The 14,293-nt window shown below is 66.1% G+C and carries 19 protein-coding genes; 14 read left to right on the top strand and 5 right to left on the bottom strand.

The genetic code is table 11. The annotated features are described in order from the left end of the window. Window positions 1–126: 126 nt before the first annotated feature. Complete coding sequence (locus ASE79_RS14555; protein WP_200910388.1) at window positions 127–2,178, bottom strand: protein-disulfide reductase DsbD family protein; 2,052 nt, start codon at window positions 2,176–2,178, stop codon at window positions 127–129. Between ASE79_RS14555 and ASE79_RS21310 the strand changes: the two genes are divergently transcribed. Further along, complete coding sequence (locus ASE79_RS21310) at window positions 2,135–2,290, top strand: hypothetical protein (RefSeq protein WP_162237040.1); 156 nt, start codon at window positions 2,135–2,137, stop codon at window positions 2,288–2,290. The genes ASE79_RS14555 and ASE79_RS21310 overlap by 44 nt on opposite strands. Continuing rightward, window positions 2,287–3,927: an alkaline phosphatase family protein gene (locus ASE79_RS14550; protein WP_082445330.1), complete on the top strand. Its 1,641-nt coding sequence runs from the start codon at window positions 2,287–2,289 to the stop codon at window positions 3,925–3,927. The genes ASE79_RS21310 and ASE79_RS14550 overlap by 4 nt, the downstream gene beginning before the upstream one ends. Before the next feature lie 48 nt (window positions 3,928–3,975). Here the strand turns inward: ASE79_RS14550 and ASE79_RS14545 are convergent, their stop codons facing one another. Beyond that, a complete protein-coding gene (locus ASE79_RS14545; RefSeq protein WP_056417996.1) occupies window positions 3,976–4,896 on the bottom strand; it encodes a right-handed parallel beta-helix repeat-containing protein in 921 nt (306 codons plus the stop codon). Window positions 4,897–5,134: 238 nt separating this feature from the next. Here ASE79_RS14545 and ASE79_RS14540 point away from each other — a divergent pair, with 238 nt between their 5' ends. Next, window positions 5,135–6,343 (top strand): cation:proton antiporter, encoded by a 1,209-nt coding sequence (locus tag ASE79_RS14540; protein ID WP_056417993.1) that lies wholly within the window; start codon window positions 5,135–5,137, stop codon window positions 6,341–6,343. Between the two features lie 186 nt (window positions 6,344–6,529). Here the strand turns inward: ASE79_RS14540 and pspF are convergent, their stop codons facing one another. Continuing rightward, window positions 6,530–7,570: a phage shock protein operon transcriptional activator gene (pspF, locus tag ASE79_RS14535; protein ID WP_056417990.1), complete on the bottom strand. Its 1,041-nt coding sequence runs from the start codon at window positions 7,568–7,570 to the stop codon at window positions 6,530–6,532. 172 nt (window positions 7,571–7,742) lie between these two features. Here pspF and ASE79_RS21455 point away from each other — a divergent pair, with 172 nt between their 5' ends. From ASE79_RS21455 to ASE79_RS14495, 9 genes are all read left to right on the top strand, one after another. After that, window positions 7,743–7,886: a hypothetical protein gene (locus ASE79_RS21455; RefSeq protein ID WP_165391738.1), complete on the top strand. Its 144-nt coding sequence runs from the start codon at window positions 7,743–7,745 to the stop codon at window positions 7,884–7,886. Window positions 7,887–7,938: 52 nt separating this feature from the next. Further along, complete coding sequence (pspA, locus tag ASE79_RS14530; RefSeq protein ID WP_055878009.1) at window positions 7,939–8,604, top strand: phage shock protein PspA; 666 nt, start codon at window positions 7,939–7,941, stop codon at window positions 8,602–8,604. Window position 8,605: 1 nt separating this feature from the next. Then, a complete protein-coding gene (gene pspB / locus ASE79_RS14525; protein WP_056417988.1) occupies window positions 8,606–8,902 on the top strand; it encodes an envelope stress response membrane protein PspB in 297 nt (98 codons plus the stop codon). Between the two features lies 1 nt (window position 8,903). Further along, complete coding sequence (gene pspC / locus ASE79_RS14520; protein WP_056417984.1) at window positions 8,904–9,287, top strand: envelope stress response membrane protein PspC; 384 nt, start codon at window positions 8,904–8,906, stop codon at window positions 9,285–9,287. Between the two features lie 37 nt (window positions 9,288–9,324). Then, a complete protein-coding gene (locus ASE79_RS14515; protein ID WP_056417981.1) occupies window positions 9,325–9,621 on the top strand; it encodes a hypothetical protein in 297 nt (98 codons plus the stop codon). A gap of 87 nt (window positions 9,622–9,708) precedes the next feature. Further along, window positions 9,709–9,939, top strand: coding sequence for a hypothetical protein (locus ASE79_RS14510; protein WP_416354517.1), 231 nt, complete (start codon window positions 9,709–9,711; stop codon window positions 9,937–9,939). Next, window positions 9,936–10,184 (top strand): hypothetical protein, encoded by a 249-nt coding sequence (locus ASE79_RS14505; protein ID WP_056417975.1) that lies wholly within the window; start codon window positions 9,936–9,938, stop codon window positions 10,182–10,184. Before ASE79_RS14510 ends, ASE79_RS14505 begins: the two co-directional genes overlap by 4 nt. 12 nt (window positions 10,185–10,196) lie before the next feature. After that, on the top strand, window positions 10,197–10,436 hold the full coding sequence (locus ASE79_RS14500; RefSeq protein ID WP_056417972.1) for a hypothetical protein: 240 nt from the start codon (window positions 10,197–10,199) through the stop codon (window positions 10,434–10,436). Between the two features lie 72 nt (window positions 10,437–10,508). Further along, window positions 10,509–10,916 carry a SufE family protein gene (locus ASE79_RS14495; RefSeq protein ID WP_056417969.1) on the top strand — a complete coding sequence of 136 codons (408 nt, stop codon included), beginning with the start codon at window positions 10,509–10,511 and terminating at the stop codon, window positions 10,914–10,916. 51 nt (window positions 10,917–10,967) lie between these two features. Here ASE79_RS14495 and ASE79_RS14490 read toward each other — a convergent pair whose 3' ends face one another. Both ASE79_RS14490 and ASE79_RS14485 read right to left on the bottom strand, forming a co-directional pair. Beyond that, complete coding sequence (locus ASE79_RS14490) at window positions 10,968–11,267, bottom strand: hypothetical protein (protein ID WP_082445355.1); 300 nt, start codon at window positions 11,265–11,267, stop codon at window positions 10,968–10,970. Continuing rightward, window positions 11,264–11,803 carry a J domain-containing protein gene (locus ASE79_RS14485; RefSeq protein WP_056417966.1) on the bottom strand — a complete coding sequence of 180 codons (540 nt, stop codon included), beginning with the start codon at window positions 11,801–11,803 and terminating at the stop codon, window positions 11,264–11,266. Before ASE79_RS14485 ends, ASE79_RS14490 begins: the two co-directional genes overlap by 4 nt. A gap of 217 nt (window positions 11,804–12,020) precedes the next feature. Here ASE79_RS14485 and ASE79_RS14480 point away from each other — a divergent pair, with 217 nt between their 5' ends. Continuing rightward, on the top strand, window positions 12,021–13,601 hold the full coding sequence (locus ASE79_RS14480; protein ID WP_082445329.1) for a SulP family inorganic anion transporter: 1,581 nt from the start codon (window positions 12,021–12,023) through the stop codon (window positions 13,599–13,601). After that, a complete protein-coding gene (locus tag ASE79_RS14475; RefSeq protein ID WP_056417963.1) occupies window positions 13,598–14,236 on the top strand; it encodes a carbonic anhydrase in 639 nt (212 codons plus the stop codon). Before ASE79_RS14480 ends, ASE79_RS14475 begins: the two co-directional genes overlap by 4 nt. Window positions 14,237–14,293: the final 57 nt, after the last annotated feature.

Here is a 14,293-nt window from a genome sequence, read left to right as displayed (position 1 = left end):
ATTCCCCATCAAGCGTTGCGGTTCCATGCTGCAACGCATCGTTGCGCTGCACAAGGTTCGAATACGGTCAATCATCTTGCATTTTCCCTCACCCTGACGAAAGTCGGGATGAAGGAGGGCAGAGGTTCAGGCTCCCAGCCCCTCCAGCAGGCCCGGCGTCAGGACCTGCGGCAGGACGGTCGGCTCAGCGGCACCGGGCGCATAGTAGAGGTACAGCGGCACGCCGGCGCGGTTATGCGCCTGGATGAAGCGCCCCATCACCGGGTCGCCATCGGTCCAGTCGCCGATGAGCGCTGCGACCTTGTGCTTGGCGAACGCATCGCGCACGCCGGCGGTGTCGATCGCCGCCTTCTCATTGACCTTGCACGTCAGGCACCAGTCGGCGGTGAAGTACACGAACACCGGGCGCTTCTCGGCGCGCAGCGATGCGAGCTTGGCCTCGGTAAACGCCTCGTCGCCCGCGGTCGCGACCTTGGCGGACACCGGCGGCGCGCGCGCGATCAGCACCGCGCTGCCGACGAACACCGCCAGCAACAGGATCTGCGCGACAACGCCGAATGCCTTGCCCTTGCGCTGGCGCGTGCCGCCGATCCAGAGCACCACGCCCACCGCCAGCACCGCGATCAGCGCAAGCGTCAGCGTATCCGCCCCGGTCTGCCGCCCGAGCACCCAGCCGAGCGCGATCGCGGTCAGGAACATCGGCACCGACAGGATATGCCGGAACGTCTCCATCCAGACGCCGGGCTTGGGCAACCAACGCCGCCACGACGGGATGAACCCGATCGCGAGGAACGGCAGCGACAAGCCGATCCCGAGCCCGCCGAACACGGCGAGCGCCGCCGGCCATGGCAGCACCAGCGCCGCACCGAGCGCCGCGCCCATGAACGGCCCGGTGCACGGCGTGGCGATGAACGCCGCGAGCGCGCCCGTCGCGAACGCACCGCTCGCCCCGCTCTCGCCGGCAAAGCGCGGCGTCGGCACCTCGAACAGACCGGCGAGGTTGAACGCGATCGCCGCGCTCAACAGCAGCAGGACGACGATGGCCGCCGGATGCTGCAACTGGAACGCCCAGCCGACCGCCGAGCCGCCTGCGCGGAGCGCGAGGATCGCGGCCCCCAGCCCGAGGCAGACGAGCACGACGCCCGCGGTATAGGCCAGCGCCTCGCCGCGCGCGTCCTTCTCGCTCGCACCGCCGCGCGCGAGGCTGAGCGCCTTGAGGCTGAGGATCGGGAAGACGCACGGCATGATGTTGAGGATAAGCCCGCCGAGCACCGCGCCCGCAAACGCGATCAGCGCGGTGAGCCAGAGGCTCTCGCCATCCGCGCTGGACGAGGCGTCGGTTCCGGTCGCGCCGCCGACCACGCCGGACGTCGCCTTGACGCTCAGCCCCTGGCCGTCGCCGATCCGCAGCACGCCTTCGATCGGTCCGCCAAGCTTGGCATTCGCCGCGACCTTCGTGGTGATCGTCAGCCGGTCGCTGTCGCGCGTGACCGCCTGCGCGGCGCCATTCTCGATCGCACCGGTGGTGACGGGGAAGAAATATGCCTTGTTGGCCTTGGCGCCCGCCGGGAACGGGATGGCGATGCGCATCATCCCGTTGCTCGCCGCATAGGTCGCGCCAGCGTCGAGCGGCTTCGGGATCGCCTGCCGCCAGCCTGCGAACGCTGCCGCCTGCGACGGCGCGCCATCACCGATCGTCAGGTCGAGCGACAACGCCTTTTCCTCGGGCACGCAGATCGTCGCCGAGCAGACGAGGTAGCTCGTCTTCAGCCGGATCGGGAATTTCGTGCCCGCCGCCAGCCCGGCCGGAACCTGGATCGTCACGAGCGGCGCGTACGGCGCTTCGTAGACATAGTTCATCAGCCCCGCGATCAGCAGCGTCGTCGGCACCGGCCATTCGGCGTCGCCCGCCTTCGCGCCCGCCGGCAGCGTCCAGTCGAACGTCGCCGGAAAGCCCGCATCGCCGGGGTTGCGCCAATAGCCATGCCAGCCCTTTTCCGGCGTGGTCGCCAGCGCGATCGTCAGCGGTGCGCCGGCCTTCGGGTGATCGCTTTCGGCGACCAGCGTCATCATCAGGTGCTGGCTCGATCCGTTGAGCGATTCCGCGAGCGCAGGGCCGTTCGCGAGGCCGCACATGGCCAGCAAGACCGTCATCAGGACGCAACGTAAACTGCGCATGGCCATCCTTGTTTCGTTCATCGCGCAAAGCCATAGCGGTGACCTTGTCGTATTGCACTTCAAAGCGACGCGCCGGATCGGTGGCGTCAGCTTGGTAAAGGACTGTTCGTGAAAGCACTTATCGCCGCGCTGCTGCTGACCTCGGCCGCTTCGGTCTCCGCCCAGACGGCGCCTCCTGCGGCCCCCGCATTGACCCCGACGACACCGCCGAAGCTGATCGTCGCGATCTCGGTCGACCAGTTCGCCGCCGACCTGTTCCAGCAATATCGCAACCATTATACCGGCGGCTTCACGCGGCTGCTGAACGGCGCGGTGTTCCCGAGCGGGTATCAGAGCCACGCCGCGACCGAGACGTGCCCCGGCCATTCGACGATCCTGACCGGCATGCGGCCCGCGCATACCGGGATCATCGCCAACAACTGGATCGACCAGCGCGCCGGGCGGCCCGACAAGACCGTCTATTGCTCGGAGGACGAGCGCGTCACCGGCAGCACGCACGACAGCTACACCGTGTCCGACATGCACCTGAAGGTGCCGACGCTGGGCGAGATGATGAAGGCGCGCGATCCGCGCACGCGTTCGGTCTCGGTCGCGGGCAAGGATCGCGCGGCGGTGATGATGGGCGGTCACAAGGTTGACGAGCTCTGGTGGTGGGACGGCAAGACCTATGTCTCCTATGCGGGCCGCGCGGTGCCGCCGGCGGTGCAGCGGACGCGCGATGCGGTCGCGGGGCTGATCGCACTGCCGCAAAAGGCCCTGCCGCTGCCCGGCTATTGCGCGGCGGTGAACCATCCGATCGTGATCGCGGGCAAGACCTACGGCCAGGGCCGGTTCGAGCGCGAGGCGGGCGACGCCAAGGGCTTCCGCGTGTCGCCGGCGTCCGATGCGGCGGTGTTCGCAATGGCGGCGGCGCTGGTGCAGGACATGAAGCTCGGCAAGGGCCCGCAGACCGACATCATCGACATCGGCGCGTCGGCGACCGATTATATCGGCCACACCTACGGCACGCAGGGCTCGGAGATGTGCATCCAGATGGCGCAGCTCGACAAGACGCTGGGCGATTTCTTCGCCGTGATGGATGAGACCGGCGTCGACTACGAGGTCGTGCTGACCGCGGATCACGGCGCGCACGACGCGACCGAGCGCCAGCAGCAGCGCGCGATGCCGATGGAGGCGCATATGGACGAGAACGTGCTGGCCAAGCAGGTCGGCACCGCGATCGCCGGCGATATGGGACTCAAGGGCAGCGTACTGCTGGGCACCGAGGGCGACGTCTATATCGACGATACGCTGCCGGCGAAGACGCAGGCCAAGGTGCTCGCCGAGGCGCTCCGCCGCTACCGTGCGCTGCCGCAGATCGCCGGGGCGTATTCCGCCGCCGAGATCATGGCGACGCCGATGGCCAAGACCCCGCCCGAGACATGGACGCTGCTCGAGCGCGCGCGCGCGTCCTTCTATCCGGGGCGCTCGGGTCAGATGGTGGTGCTGCTCAAGCCGCGCGTGACGACGATCGTGTCGCCAGCGGGCGGCTATGTCGAGACGCACGGATCGCCCTGGGACTATGATCGCCGCGTGCCGATCCTGTTCTGGCGCAAGGGGATGACCGGGTTCGAACAGCCGCTGTCGGTCGAGACGGTCGACATCGTGCCGACCTTGGCCGCGACGATCGGCCTGCCGGTGTCCGGGTTGGACGGGCGCTGCCTCGATCTCGATCCGGGTGCGGCGAGCACGTGCGGGACTGGCGGGTGACCGTCTAGCGCTAATCCTCCCCCTCCAAGGGGAGGACTAATAGCTCGCTTAGCGCGTCTCGAACGACCGCAACCCAGACCCCAACCGGTTCGCGCCCAGTGCCAGCCGGTCATGGCTATAATCGGCGAGGAACGCCGGGCTGCTCGCATCCCCCGGCGACAACCGCGCGTCATTGTCCTCGACGCGCAGCCCGGTCGAGCGATACGTCTTTGCCTCCGCGCCGACGACGATCAGCCCGGTGTGGTTCTCCTTTTGCTTTCCCTGCACGAACGTGTTGCGCGCGATCAGCCCGGTGGCACCTTCGGGCAGGTCGATCATGTAGTTGGTCTTCTTGCCCGCCGTGTCATCGAAGCTGTTGTCGGTGATCGTCACGGTCGGCACGCGCAGCTTGACGTAATGCCCGCCCGTCCCGTGCTCGAACCGCGAATTGGTGATCGTCACGCTGCCCTTGTTCGCCAGATAGATGGCATGCGAGCAGCTCGGCGATTCGTCGCACTGGCCAAGCCCGGAAAAGGTCGAACGATCGATCCTGATCGTCTGGCCGATCGGCTCGCCGCCCAGGATCCCTTCCTGGCTGTTCAGGAACATCGCGTTGGTGACGGTCAGGTCGCCCATCTCGGTCCGGATGCCCGCGCCGTTGCCGTCGGACACGCGGTAGCCGCGGAACACGAGGCCATCGACGACCGAGCCCTGCCCGCGCAGGACCAGCGCCGCCTTGTCCTCGCACGCGACGCCCTCGAAGATCGCGGTGCCCGGCTGGACCGCCTTGAAAGTGATGTGCCCACCCGCCTGCACCGCGCATTGCCGGTAGGTGCCGGGCGCGATCAGGATCGTCGCGGTGCCCATGCGGATCGACGACACCGCCTCCTGCAACGTCGCGAACCCCTGCCCGTTCACCGTGAACGGCGCCGACGCCTGCGCAAAGGCGGGGGCCGCGAACAGGGCGAGCGCGATTACCGATCGTTTCATGCCAACATCCTCTTTATCCGACGCCAGCGACGCCGCGCGTTCAATCGCATGGAACGCCGCCGTTCGGCGAGCCGATCCAGCGAGGCTTTGGCGGCGTGTCCCGAATTGACGCAGCTGCCAGACCGGTCGGGAAGCGGCCTATCGCTGCCCACGCACCTTGCCGCGCCGGTCACGGCACCATATCACCGCAACCGAAACGAAGCCGGCGGGGGGAACCGATCGGTGCCGGGGGATATGCATGCACGCCATGACGCCGACGGAGGTCTTCCTCCTCGCGCTACTCATCATCTTTACCGTGCCGTATCTGGTGTGGCGTCTCGGGCGGACCGATTACTGGGCGCCGCTGGTGGTGGTACAGATCTTCGGCGGCATTCTGCTGGGGCCGGGTGTCCTCGGCGCGGTCTATCCCGACTATTATGCGACGATCTTCACGCCCGCGACGTTGGGCTCGCTGAACGGCATCGCCTGGTGGGCGGTGATGATGTTCGTGTGGGTCGCAGGGATAGAGCTCGATCTCGGCGAAGCGTGGAAGCGCCGCGGCGAAACCGGCGTGACCGCAGGCCTCGCGCTCGCAGTGCCGCTCCTGACCGGCAGCATCGCCGCGGTGCTGATGCTGCGCTATCCCGGCTGGCGCGGACCGGACGGCGCGACATGGCAGGTGGTGCTCGGCATCGGCATGGCCTGCGCGGTGACGGCGCTGCCGATCCTCGTGCTGTTCCTCGAGAAGCTGGAGATCCTGCGCGAACCGATCGGCCAGCGGATCCTGCGCTATGCGAGCCTTGACGACATCGCGATCTGGGGCGTGCTCGCGCTGATCCTGCTCGACTGGGAGCGAGTCGGCCGACAGGGCGGCTTCCTCGTCGGGTTCGCGATCGCGACGCTGCTGGTGCGCAAGCTGATGGCGCGGATCGAGGAGCGCGACCGCTGGTATGTCAGCCTGATCTGGCTTGCGGGCTGCGGGTTCGCCGCGGACTGGGCGGGACTGCATTTCATGGTTGGCGCATTCCTGTCGGGCGCGGTACTCGATGCGAAATGGTTCACGACGGCGAAGATGGACCAGTTCCGCCACTTCGTGCTGCTCGCGATGATGCCGGTCTTCTTCCTGTCGACCGGGTTGAAGACGCAGTGGGCGGTCGGCGGGGTCGCGGTGTTCGGTGCGGCGGCGCTGTTGCTGCTCGCCTCGGTCGGCGGCAAGCTCGCGGGCGTTCATGCCGCCGGGCGCATCCTGAAGTGGCGGCCGGGCGAGGCGTCGGCGATCGGCTGGCTGCTCCAGACCAAGGCGCTCATCATGATCATCTTCGTCAACATCCTGCTCGACAAGAAGATCATCACCAACGAGACGTTCACCGCGCTGCTACTGATGGCGCTGGCGAGCACGATGCTCACCGTGCCGATGGTGGCGCCGAAGTTGAAGAAACTGGCGGGGTTGGTGCGGAAGAGCGGCTGACGCCCACCCCCCATCGTCATCCTGACGAAAGTCAGGACCCAGGGTTACGAACGCCGCCCTGCTTTGCTCTGGGTCCTGACTTTCGTCAGGATGACGGAGATGGGAGGGGGCGGCATGTGAAACATTGGCGCCGTGTCCTCCCCCTCCATCACAATCGGTGCCACCCCCGGCCGGGGGAGGATCGCTTCACCCCCCCGCGTTGAGCAGGTCGTGGCGTTTCAGGGCGTGGCGAAGCTGGTCGTAGCTCAACCCCAGCGCGTCGGCGGTGGCGCGCTGGTTGAACCGGTGCTCCGCCAGCGCCCGCGCGAGCAGATCGCGTTCGAACCGCGATACGCGCGACTTGAAGTCCGACGGCCCCTCTTCGCACGCCACCACCGGATCTTCGCCGTCATCCGTTTCGGCCGGTCGCGACGCCGCCACCGCCGGCGGCTTCGGCGCAGTCGCCGCCCCAGGCCGATGCGGCGACTGGAACGGATCGATCTCGATCGCGTCGATCGGGCCTGTTTGCTCCCAGCGATACACCGCGCGCTCGACCACGTTGCGTAATTCACGGACGTTGCCCGGCCAGCGATACGCGACCAGCGCATCCATCGCCGCAGGGCCGAACCCCTCCCAGCGCTCGCGCCCGAGCTCGGACGCCATCCGCCGCCCGAAATGCTCGGCGAGCACCACGACGTCGCCGGCCCGCGCCCTAAGCGGCGGCAACGTCACCACCTCGAACGACAGCCGGTCGAGCAGATCGGCGCGGAACTCGTGCCGGTCGACCTTGTCGGGCAGATGCTCGTTGGTCGCCGCGACGATCCGCACGTCGACGCGCATCGGCCGCGACGAGCCGATCCGCGTGATCTCGCCATATTCGACCGCGCGCAGCAGCCGGTCCTGCGCCGCCATCGACAGCGTCCCGAGCTCGTCGAGGAACAGCGTGCCGCCGTCGGCCTCCTCGAACCGGCCCGTCCGTGCCTTGGTCGCGCCCGTGAACGCGCCCGCCTCATGCCCGAACAATTCCGCCTCGATCAGCGTCTCGGGCAGCGCCGCGCAATTCATGATGACCAGCGGCTGATCCCACCTGGGCGACAGCCGGTGGAGACGCTCGGCGACCAGCTCCTTGCCGGTGCCACGCTCGCCGATCACCAGCACCGGGCGGTCGAGCGCGGCGGCGCGCGACGCGCGTTCGAGCGCCGCCATGAACGTGCCGGACTCGCCAATGACCTGTGTGGTTCGCTCCATGGCGAAGATGTGGCGCGAATTCCCAACTCTTGGCAAGCTCCCGGCGAACCGCGCGGCACCACTTTCGCGCAAACCCTTGCAATCCGGTCATTTTCAAAACTGGCACGCTAGATGCAATGCTTCAGGCAACCCGCCCAACCGCGGAAACGACCATCCTTAAAGGGGACCCACCATGATCAAGACCGACATCGCCCGCACCGTCGCCGCCGTACTCTGCACCATCGTCTTCAGCACCACCTGCGTGCTCGGCGCAGTCGGCCCGGCCACGGCAACCACCGCAGCGCCTGTCGCGGTACACACCGCGATTGTGGCATAATATCCCGACGGACTCGCAAGAGCCTCGGGCCGACCCCTGGAGTAGGAATTACATGGGCATCTTTTCCCGCACCCGCGACATCGTCGCCGCCAACTTCGCCGATCTCATCGAGAAGGCCGAAGATCCGTCGAAGATGATCCGCATGATCATCCTCGAGATGGAGGAGACGTTGGTCGAGGTTCGCGCCTCCGCCGCGCGCACCATCGCCGACCAGAAGGAGATGCGCCGCCATATCTCGAAGCTCGAGCAGCTCCAGGACAACTGGACCGAAAAGGCCGAGCTCGCGCTCAGCAAGGATCGCGAGGACCTCGCCAAGGCCGCGCTGGTCGAGCGTCAGAAGGCGTTCGACATGGCCGAGCAACTGAAGGCCGAGGTCGGCGTGCTCGACGATGCGCTGCGCGCGTCCGAAGAGGACATCGCCAAGCTGCAGACCAAGCTGCGCGAGGCGCGCACCAAGCAGAATGCGGTGCAGACCCGGCTCGAGAGCGCGAACAACCGCACCCGGCTCCGCGAGATGTACAACGGCCCGAAGACGCACGAGGCGTTCAGCCGCTTCGACATCCTCGACCGCCGCGTCGACGAGGCCGAAGGCCGCGCGGACGCGATGGGGCTCGGCGTCGTCAAGACGCTCGAAGAGGAAATTGCTGAACTGCGCAGCAACGACAAGGTCGACGCCCAGCTCGCCGCGCTCAAGGCGCGCATGAAGAAGGACGATTGAGATGGATTTCGAAGGACTCGTCGCCATCCTTGGCGCGCTTGTCGGACTGCCCTGGCTGATCCTGCACTACATCACCAAGTGGAAGCAGGCCCCGCGGATCACGGTGGAAGACGAGAAGCTGCTCGATGAGATGCAGATGCTCGCCCGCCGTCTCGAAGACCGGGTGATGACCGTCGAGCGGATCATCGCCGCGGACAATCCCGACTGGAAGCCGGGCCTCGGCACGACGCAATCGCCCTATCTGTCGGACCGTCAGTCCGAACGCCCCATTGATCGCACCCTGGATCGGAGGAACTGAAATGTCTGGTAGCCGCACCCAGTTTTATCTCGATAAGCAGAATGCCAAGTGGAAGGGCGTCTGTGCCGGGATCGCCGATTATACGGGGGTCGACGTACTCTTCGTCCGGGTCGCCGTGGTCGTGCTCACGCTTGCCGGAGGCTTTCCCTGGACGCTGATCGCCTATTGGATGGTCGCCTGGATGGGAAATGCCAAGCCGATCGGCCTGTACGAGACGCCCGACGACGCGAAGTTCTGGCAGGGCGTCCGCTCGAACCCGAAGCGGTCGACCGCCGAGGTCCGCAGCAAGTTCCGCGACATCGACCGCCGCCTCGCCGACATCGAGACGCATTACACCAGCCGCTCAAGCAACAGCCTCGCGGCAGAGATCGACAGCCTGCGCTGAGACGCACCCCCGGAACAGGGGTTCAAGGAGAAGTGAGATGGGATGGGGTGGACCTGGGTTCGTGCTCGCGATCATCGCGATCTCGACGATCGGATGGGTGATCAACACATGGATCCGCGCAAAGCATGGCTATGCGCTGGAGGACGAATGGAGCGGCAAGACTCACCCCGGCGATCCCGACGGAAACCGCAAGGTCGCTCTGCTCGCGAACGAAAATGAGCGCCTGGCCGGTCAGGTCTCCCGGCTCGAGGAACGGATCGCGGTCCTCGAACGCATCGCCACCGATCCCGCCGAGCGTACCGCCCGCGAGATCGAAGCACTTCGCAATCGCTGAGGAACATAGGTCATGGATGGATTCACGGTTTTCATGCTCGCCATTGTCTGTGTCGGCGTGCCAGTCACGCTCGGTATCGGCAGCGAGATGTTCAAGGGCTGGCTGCGGCACAAGGAAACGATGGCCACCGCGCTGAATGCGCAAACCGCGGAAAAGGCGGCGCAATATGCTGCTCACACGGAACGTCTCGAACAGCGCGTCCGCGTCCTCGAACGGATCGTCACCGACCGCGGGATCGAACTGTCGGACGAGATCGAACTGCTTCGCGACGATCGCCCGCTCAACGGAACCAAGACGACACAGGAGATGAGATCATGAATGGTGGACAGGTGATGGTCGTGATGATCGTCCTGATCGTGATGGTCACCAGCCTCTTCAAGGCGCGTCACAGAAGCGCCCGGCGCGGCGAGGGCGTCTCGCTGGTGAACGGTTCCGAGGCGGCACGGCTTCGCGACGAAGTGAAACAGATGAAGGAGCGTATCCAGGTGCTGGAGCGCGTGATCACCGACAACCACAAGAGCGTCGATCTCGACCGAGAGATCGAGCGGCTTCGCGACCGCTAAGAGGAGGCGGACATGATCGAACCCAACGTCTATATCACGCTCGCGCTGGCGAGCCTTGCGGGCCTGGCGATGATCGTCGGCGCCGGATTGGCCGGATGGCGCGGCTGGCTCTCGCTGCGGCGCATGGAACTGGACCACGCGCAGGATGGGCGCATGCCCGTCGCGGTGTCGACCGGATCGCGGATCGAGATTGCGGACTTGAAAGAGCGCATCAAGAAGCTCGAGGCGATCGCCGCCGGGGTCGATCTCTGAGGCCCCTCCCCCCGCCTTTGCGGGGGAACATCTTGTTGAAGCGCCACCGTCGACCCGCTACCGATCCGCGCCATGGCCACTCTCACCGACATCCGCGAGGAATATGACTTCCTCGAACCCGACGATCGCTATCGCCTGCTGATCGATCTGGGCCGCGAGCTGGAACCGATGCCCGATGCGCTCAAGACCGATGCGACGTTGGTGCGCGGATGTTCGGCGTCGGTGTGGGTATATCCGACCACGACCGACGACGGCCGACTGCATTTCCTCGCGGACTCGAATGCCGCGATCACCAAAGGGATCATCGCGCTGGTGTTGCTGACGGTCCAGGATCAGGCGCCAGGCGCGATCGTCGCGACCGACATCAAGGCGGAACTCGAACCGTTCGACCTGAGCAAGCAGCTGAGCTCGAACCGCACGCAAGGCATCCCGAACATGATCGCGCTCATCCGGGAAACCGCGGAGCGCTACGCCGCTTAACGCGAAAACCGTGCCCTCACCCTCTCCCCTTGGGGCGAGGGTCAGGGCACGCTAGCGTTCGGCCAGCGTCGCGACGACCTCGCTCGCATCCGCGCCTGCCGGAACGAGCAGCCACCGATCGGGGCGCGCGCCGTCGAGCATCACCACGGCGTTTTTCGGGCAGATGCCGAGGCACTTTACCTCGACAACACCGCGCTCGGCTTTCCTGCCCTTCTTGAGCCCAAGCACCGCGCGCAGCATCTTGGCGAGCGGCGTGCGCCCCTTCTCGCCGAACCCGCCGCCGAGCTTCTTCGAGCATTTGCCGCAGACCATCACGCTTCCCTGCCACCGGCTGGCAAGGACGCGGATCATGCCGGCTTCCACGTCCGCGCGTCTTCGGCGGCACGCAGCACTTCATACGCCGCCTGCACGCCCTGGAACCGCGTCGCCGCGTCCTTGTCGCCGGGCCGCACATCGGGATGGTTCGCCTTGGCCATCCGCCGCCAGGCCGCGCGGACGTCCTCGAACGTGGCGTCGGGCTCGAGCTGCAGCACTTCCAGCGCGCGCATCTCGTCGCGCGAGCGGCTGCCGTCACCCGAGCCCGCCCAGGCATAATGCTTCGGATCGGCATAGCCGTCGGCGGTCCGCGTCTCCGCGGCCTCGCGCTCGGCGGCTTCCTCCGCGCTCAAGCCTTCGAAGTAGTTCCAGCCGCGATTATATTCGCCCGCATGGTTCATGCAGAAATACCAGCGGTCCGGGCTGTTGGGCGATTTAGGCGCGGGGCAGTTGCCCGGCTCGTTGCAGCCATGCCGGTCGCACAGCCGGACCGTCACCGCCTCCGTGCTCGCCCCATAGGCGCGCCAGCGTGGAAAACCCCAGTCGGAAGATCGTGTCGTGCTTCTCGCCATAGCGGCCCGAGATAGGGGTCCGCGCGGACAACGCAACCGCATGCCGTCATAGCGACCCAAACTCCCGCGCCACGGACATTCTTTCGCGCTGCAACATTCCGCCTTGAGTCAGCCACCGTTCATCGATTAATGAACATGAACTATTTGTCATGTGGCATGGATAGATGCGTCCGGGTCGGACGTATCCCCAGCCGACACCTCAGCGACAGGAGCCCTGGTGCCGACTTTAATCCCCAAGCTTACCACATGGCGCGCGGATCTTCCCGCCTCCATCGTCGTCGCGCTGGTCGCGCTTCCCCTCTGTCTGGGCGTCGCACTCGCGTCTGGCGCACCGCTGTTCGCCGGCATCATCTCGGGGATCGTCGGGGGTATCGCCGTCGGGCTGTTCTCGAAATCCCCGCTGTCGGTCAGCGGCCCCGCCGCCGGCCTGACGGTGATCGTGCTGACCGCGATCGAGAGCATGCCGAGCTACCAGATGTTCCTGATGGCGGTCGTGCTCGCCGGCGTGCTGCAGATCTGCTTCTCGCTGACGCGCGCGGGCATTCTCAGCGAATTCGTACCGTCCTCGGTCATCACCGGGATGCTCGCGGCGATCGGCCTGATCCTGATCCTCAAGCAGATCCCGCATGCGGTCGGTTTCGATCGCGAAGCCGAGGGCATCTTCGAGTTCAGCACGGCAAACGGGATCAACACCTTTTCGCGGATCCTCGAAAGCCTCAGCGCCGCGGTGACCCCGGGCGCGATCCTGATCGCGTCGGTCAGTCTCGCCTTCCTGTTCTGGTGGGACGGCGCCAAGCCGAAGACCGGCCCGCTGCGCTTCGTCCCCGGCCCGCTGGTGGTCGTGCTGATCGGTATCTTCGGCAACACGCTGCTCGGTGCGGTAAAGCCCGAATGGCACCTCAAGGCGACGCATCTGGTGCAGGTGCCGGTCACGCAGACGCTGTCGCAGTTTCCGTCGCTGTTCACCTTTCCCGATTTCTCCGGGATCACGATGGGCGTGGTCTGGACCAGCGCGGTCACGCTCGCGATCGTCGCCAGCCTCGAATCGCTGCTGAGCGTCAAGGCGGTCGACGAGATCGATCCGCGCCGCCGCACCACCGACAAGAACTGGGAGCTGATGGCGCAGGGCGGCGGCAACATCCTGTCCGGGCTGATCGGCGGCCTCCCCGTCACCTCGGTGATCGTCCGCTCGTCCGCCAATGTCGACGCGAAAGCCGAGAGCAAGCTGTCGACGATGCTGCACGGCTTCTGGCTGCTGGTCAGCGTCGCGCTGATCCCGGCGGTGCTCAACCTGATCCCGCTGTCCGCGCTCGCCGCGGTTCTGATCGCGACCGGCTACAAGCTCACCAAGCCAAAGCTGTTCACCGAACGCTACAAGCAGGGCTGGACTCAGTTCATCCCGTTCGTCGTCACGGTCGGCGCGATCCTGTTCACCGATCTGCTCGAGGGTATCGTGATCGGCCTCGCGGTCGGCTTCGTGTTCGTCGTGGCGCGCAACTTCCGCACCGCGATCACCTTCGCCTGCGACGACGAAGACTGCCTCGTCCGCGCGCGCCGCAACCTGTATTTCATTCACAAATACGAGCTGCAGAAATCGCTCGACCGGGTGCCCGACAACGCGAACCTGCTGATCGACCTGTCGTCGACCAGCTATGTCGATCTCGACAACATCGACATCATCAACGCCTTCATCAAGGGCGCCAAGTATCGCGGCATCACCGTGCTGATCCGCGGTGACCTGGCACTGCGCACGGTGAAACTGATCAACGCCCCCCAGACCGAGGTTCGTTTCGCATGAGGCAGTACAAACAGCTCCTGCTCGCCAACAAGGCGTGGTCGGCCGAGATCATCGAGGAGAGCCCCGACTTCTTCCAGCGCCAGCTGGTGGGCCAGAACCCCGAATTCCTGTGGATCGGCTGTTCGGACAGCCGCGTCAGCCCGGAACAGATGACGATGACGCCGCCGGGCAACATGTTCATCCACCGCAACATCGCCAACCTGGTCAAGGACGACGACACCAACCTGATGTCGGTGCTACAATATGCGGTCGACGTGCTCGGCGTGCGGCACATCATCATCTGCGGCCATTATGCGTGCGGCGGGATCCGCGCGACGCTCGACGGCGGCACGGCCGGCCCGGTCGACGACTGGCTCTCGACCGCGCGCTGCGTGATGCACGATCATGCCGACGAGATCGACGCACAGCCCGACCGCGAGCAGAAGGTCAACCGGCTGGTCGAGGTCAACGTCCGCGACCAGCTCGTCCGGCTCGCGCGTACCGAGACCATCCAGGGTGCGTTCGCGCGTGGCCAGCAGGTGCTGCTGCACGGCTGGGTCTACGACATCCGCGACGGGCTGATCAAACCGATGATGGAGATCGACGCGAGCACGGTCCTCGAAGACGTGGGCCGACCGGACAAGGTGCTGGTGTAAGCGCAAAGCGACAGCCATCTCGGCTACGCATCCAATGGTCCCAACGCGACGCTAAAC

It is taken from the genome of Sphingomonas sp. Leaf28 (assembly GCF_001421685.1).
GTDB lineage: Bacteria > Pseudomonadota > Alphaproteobacteria > Sphingomonadales > Sphingomonadaceae > Sphingomonas > Sphingomonas aurantiaca.
Note: the sequence above shows the minus strand (reverse complement) of the source record. Positions and strands in the feature narration are given on the sequence as shown.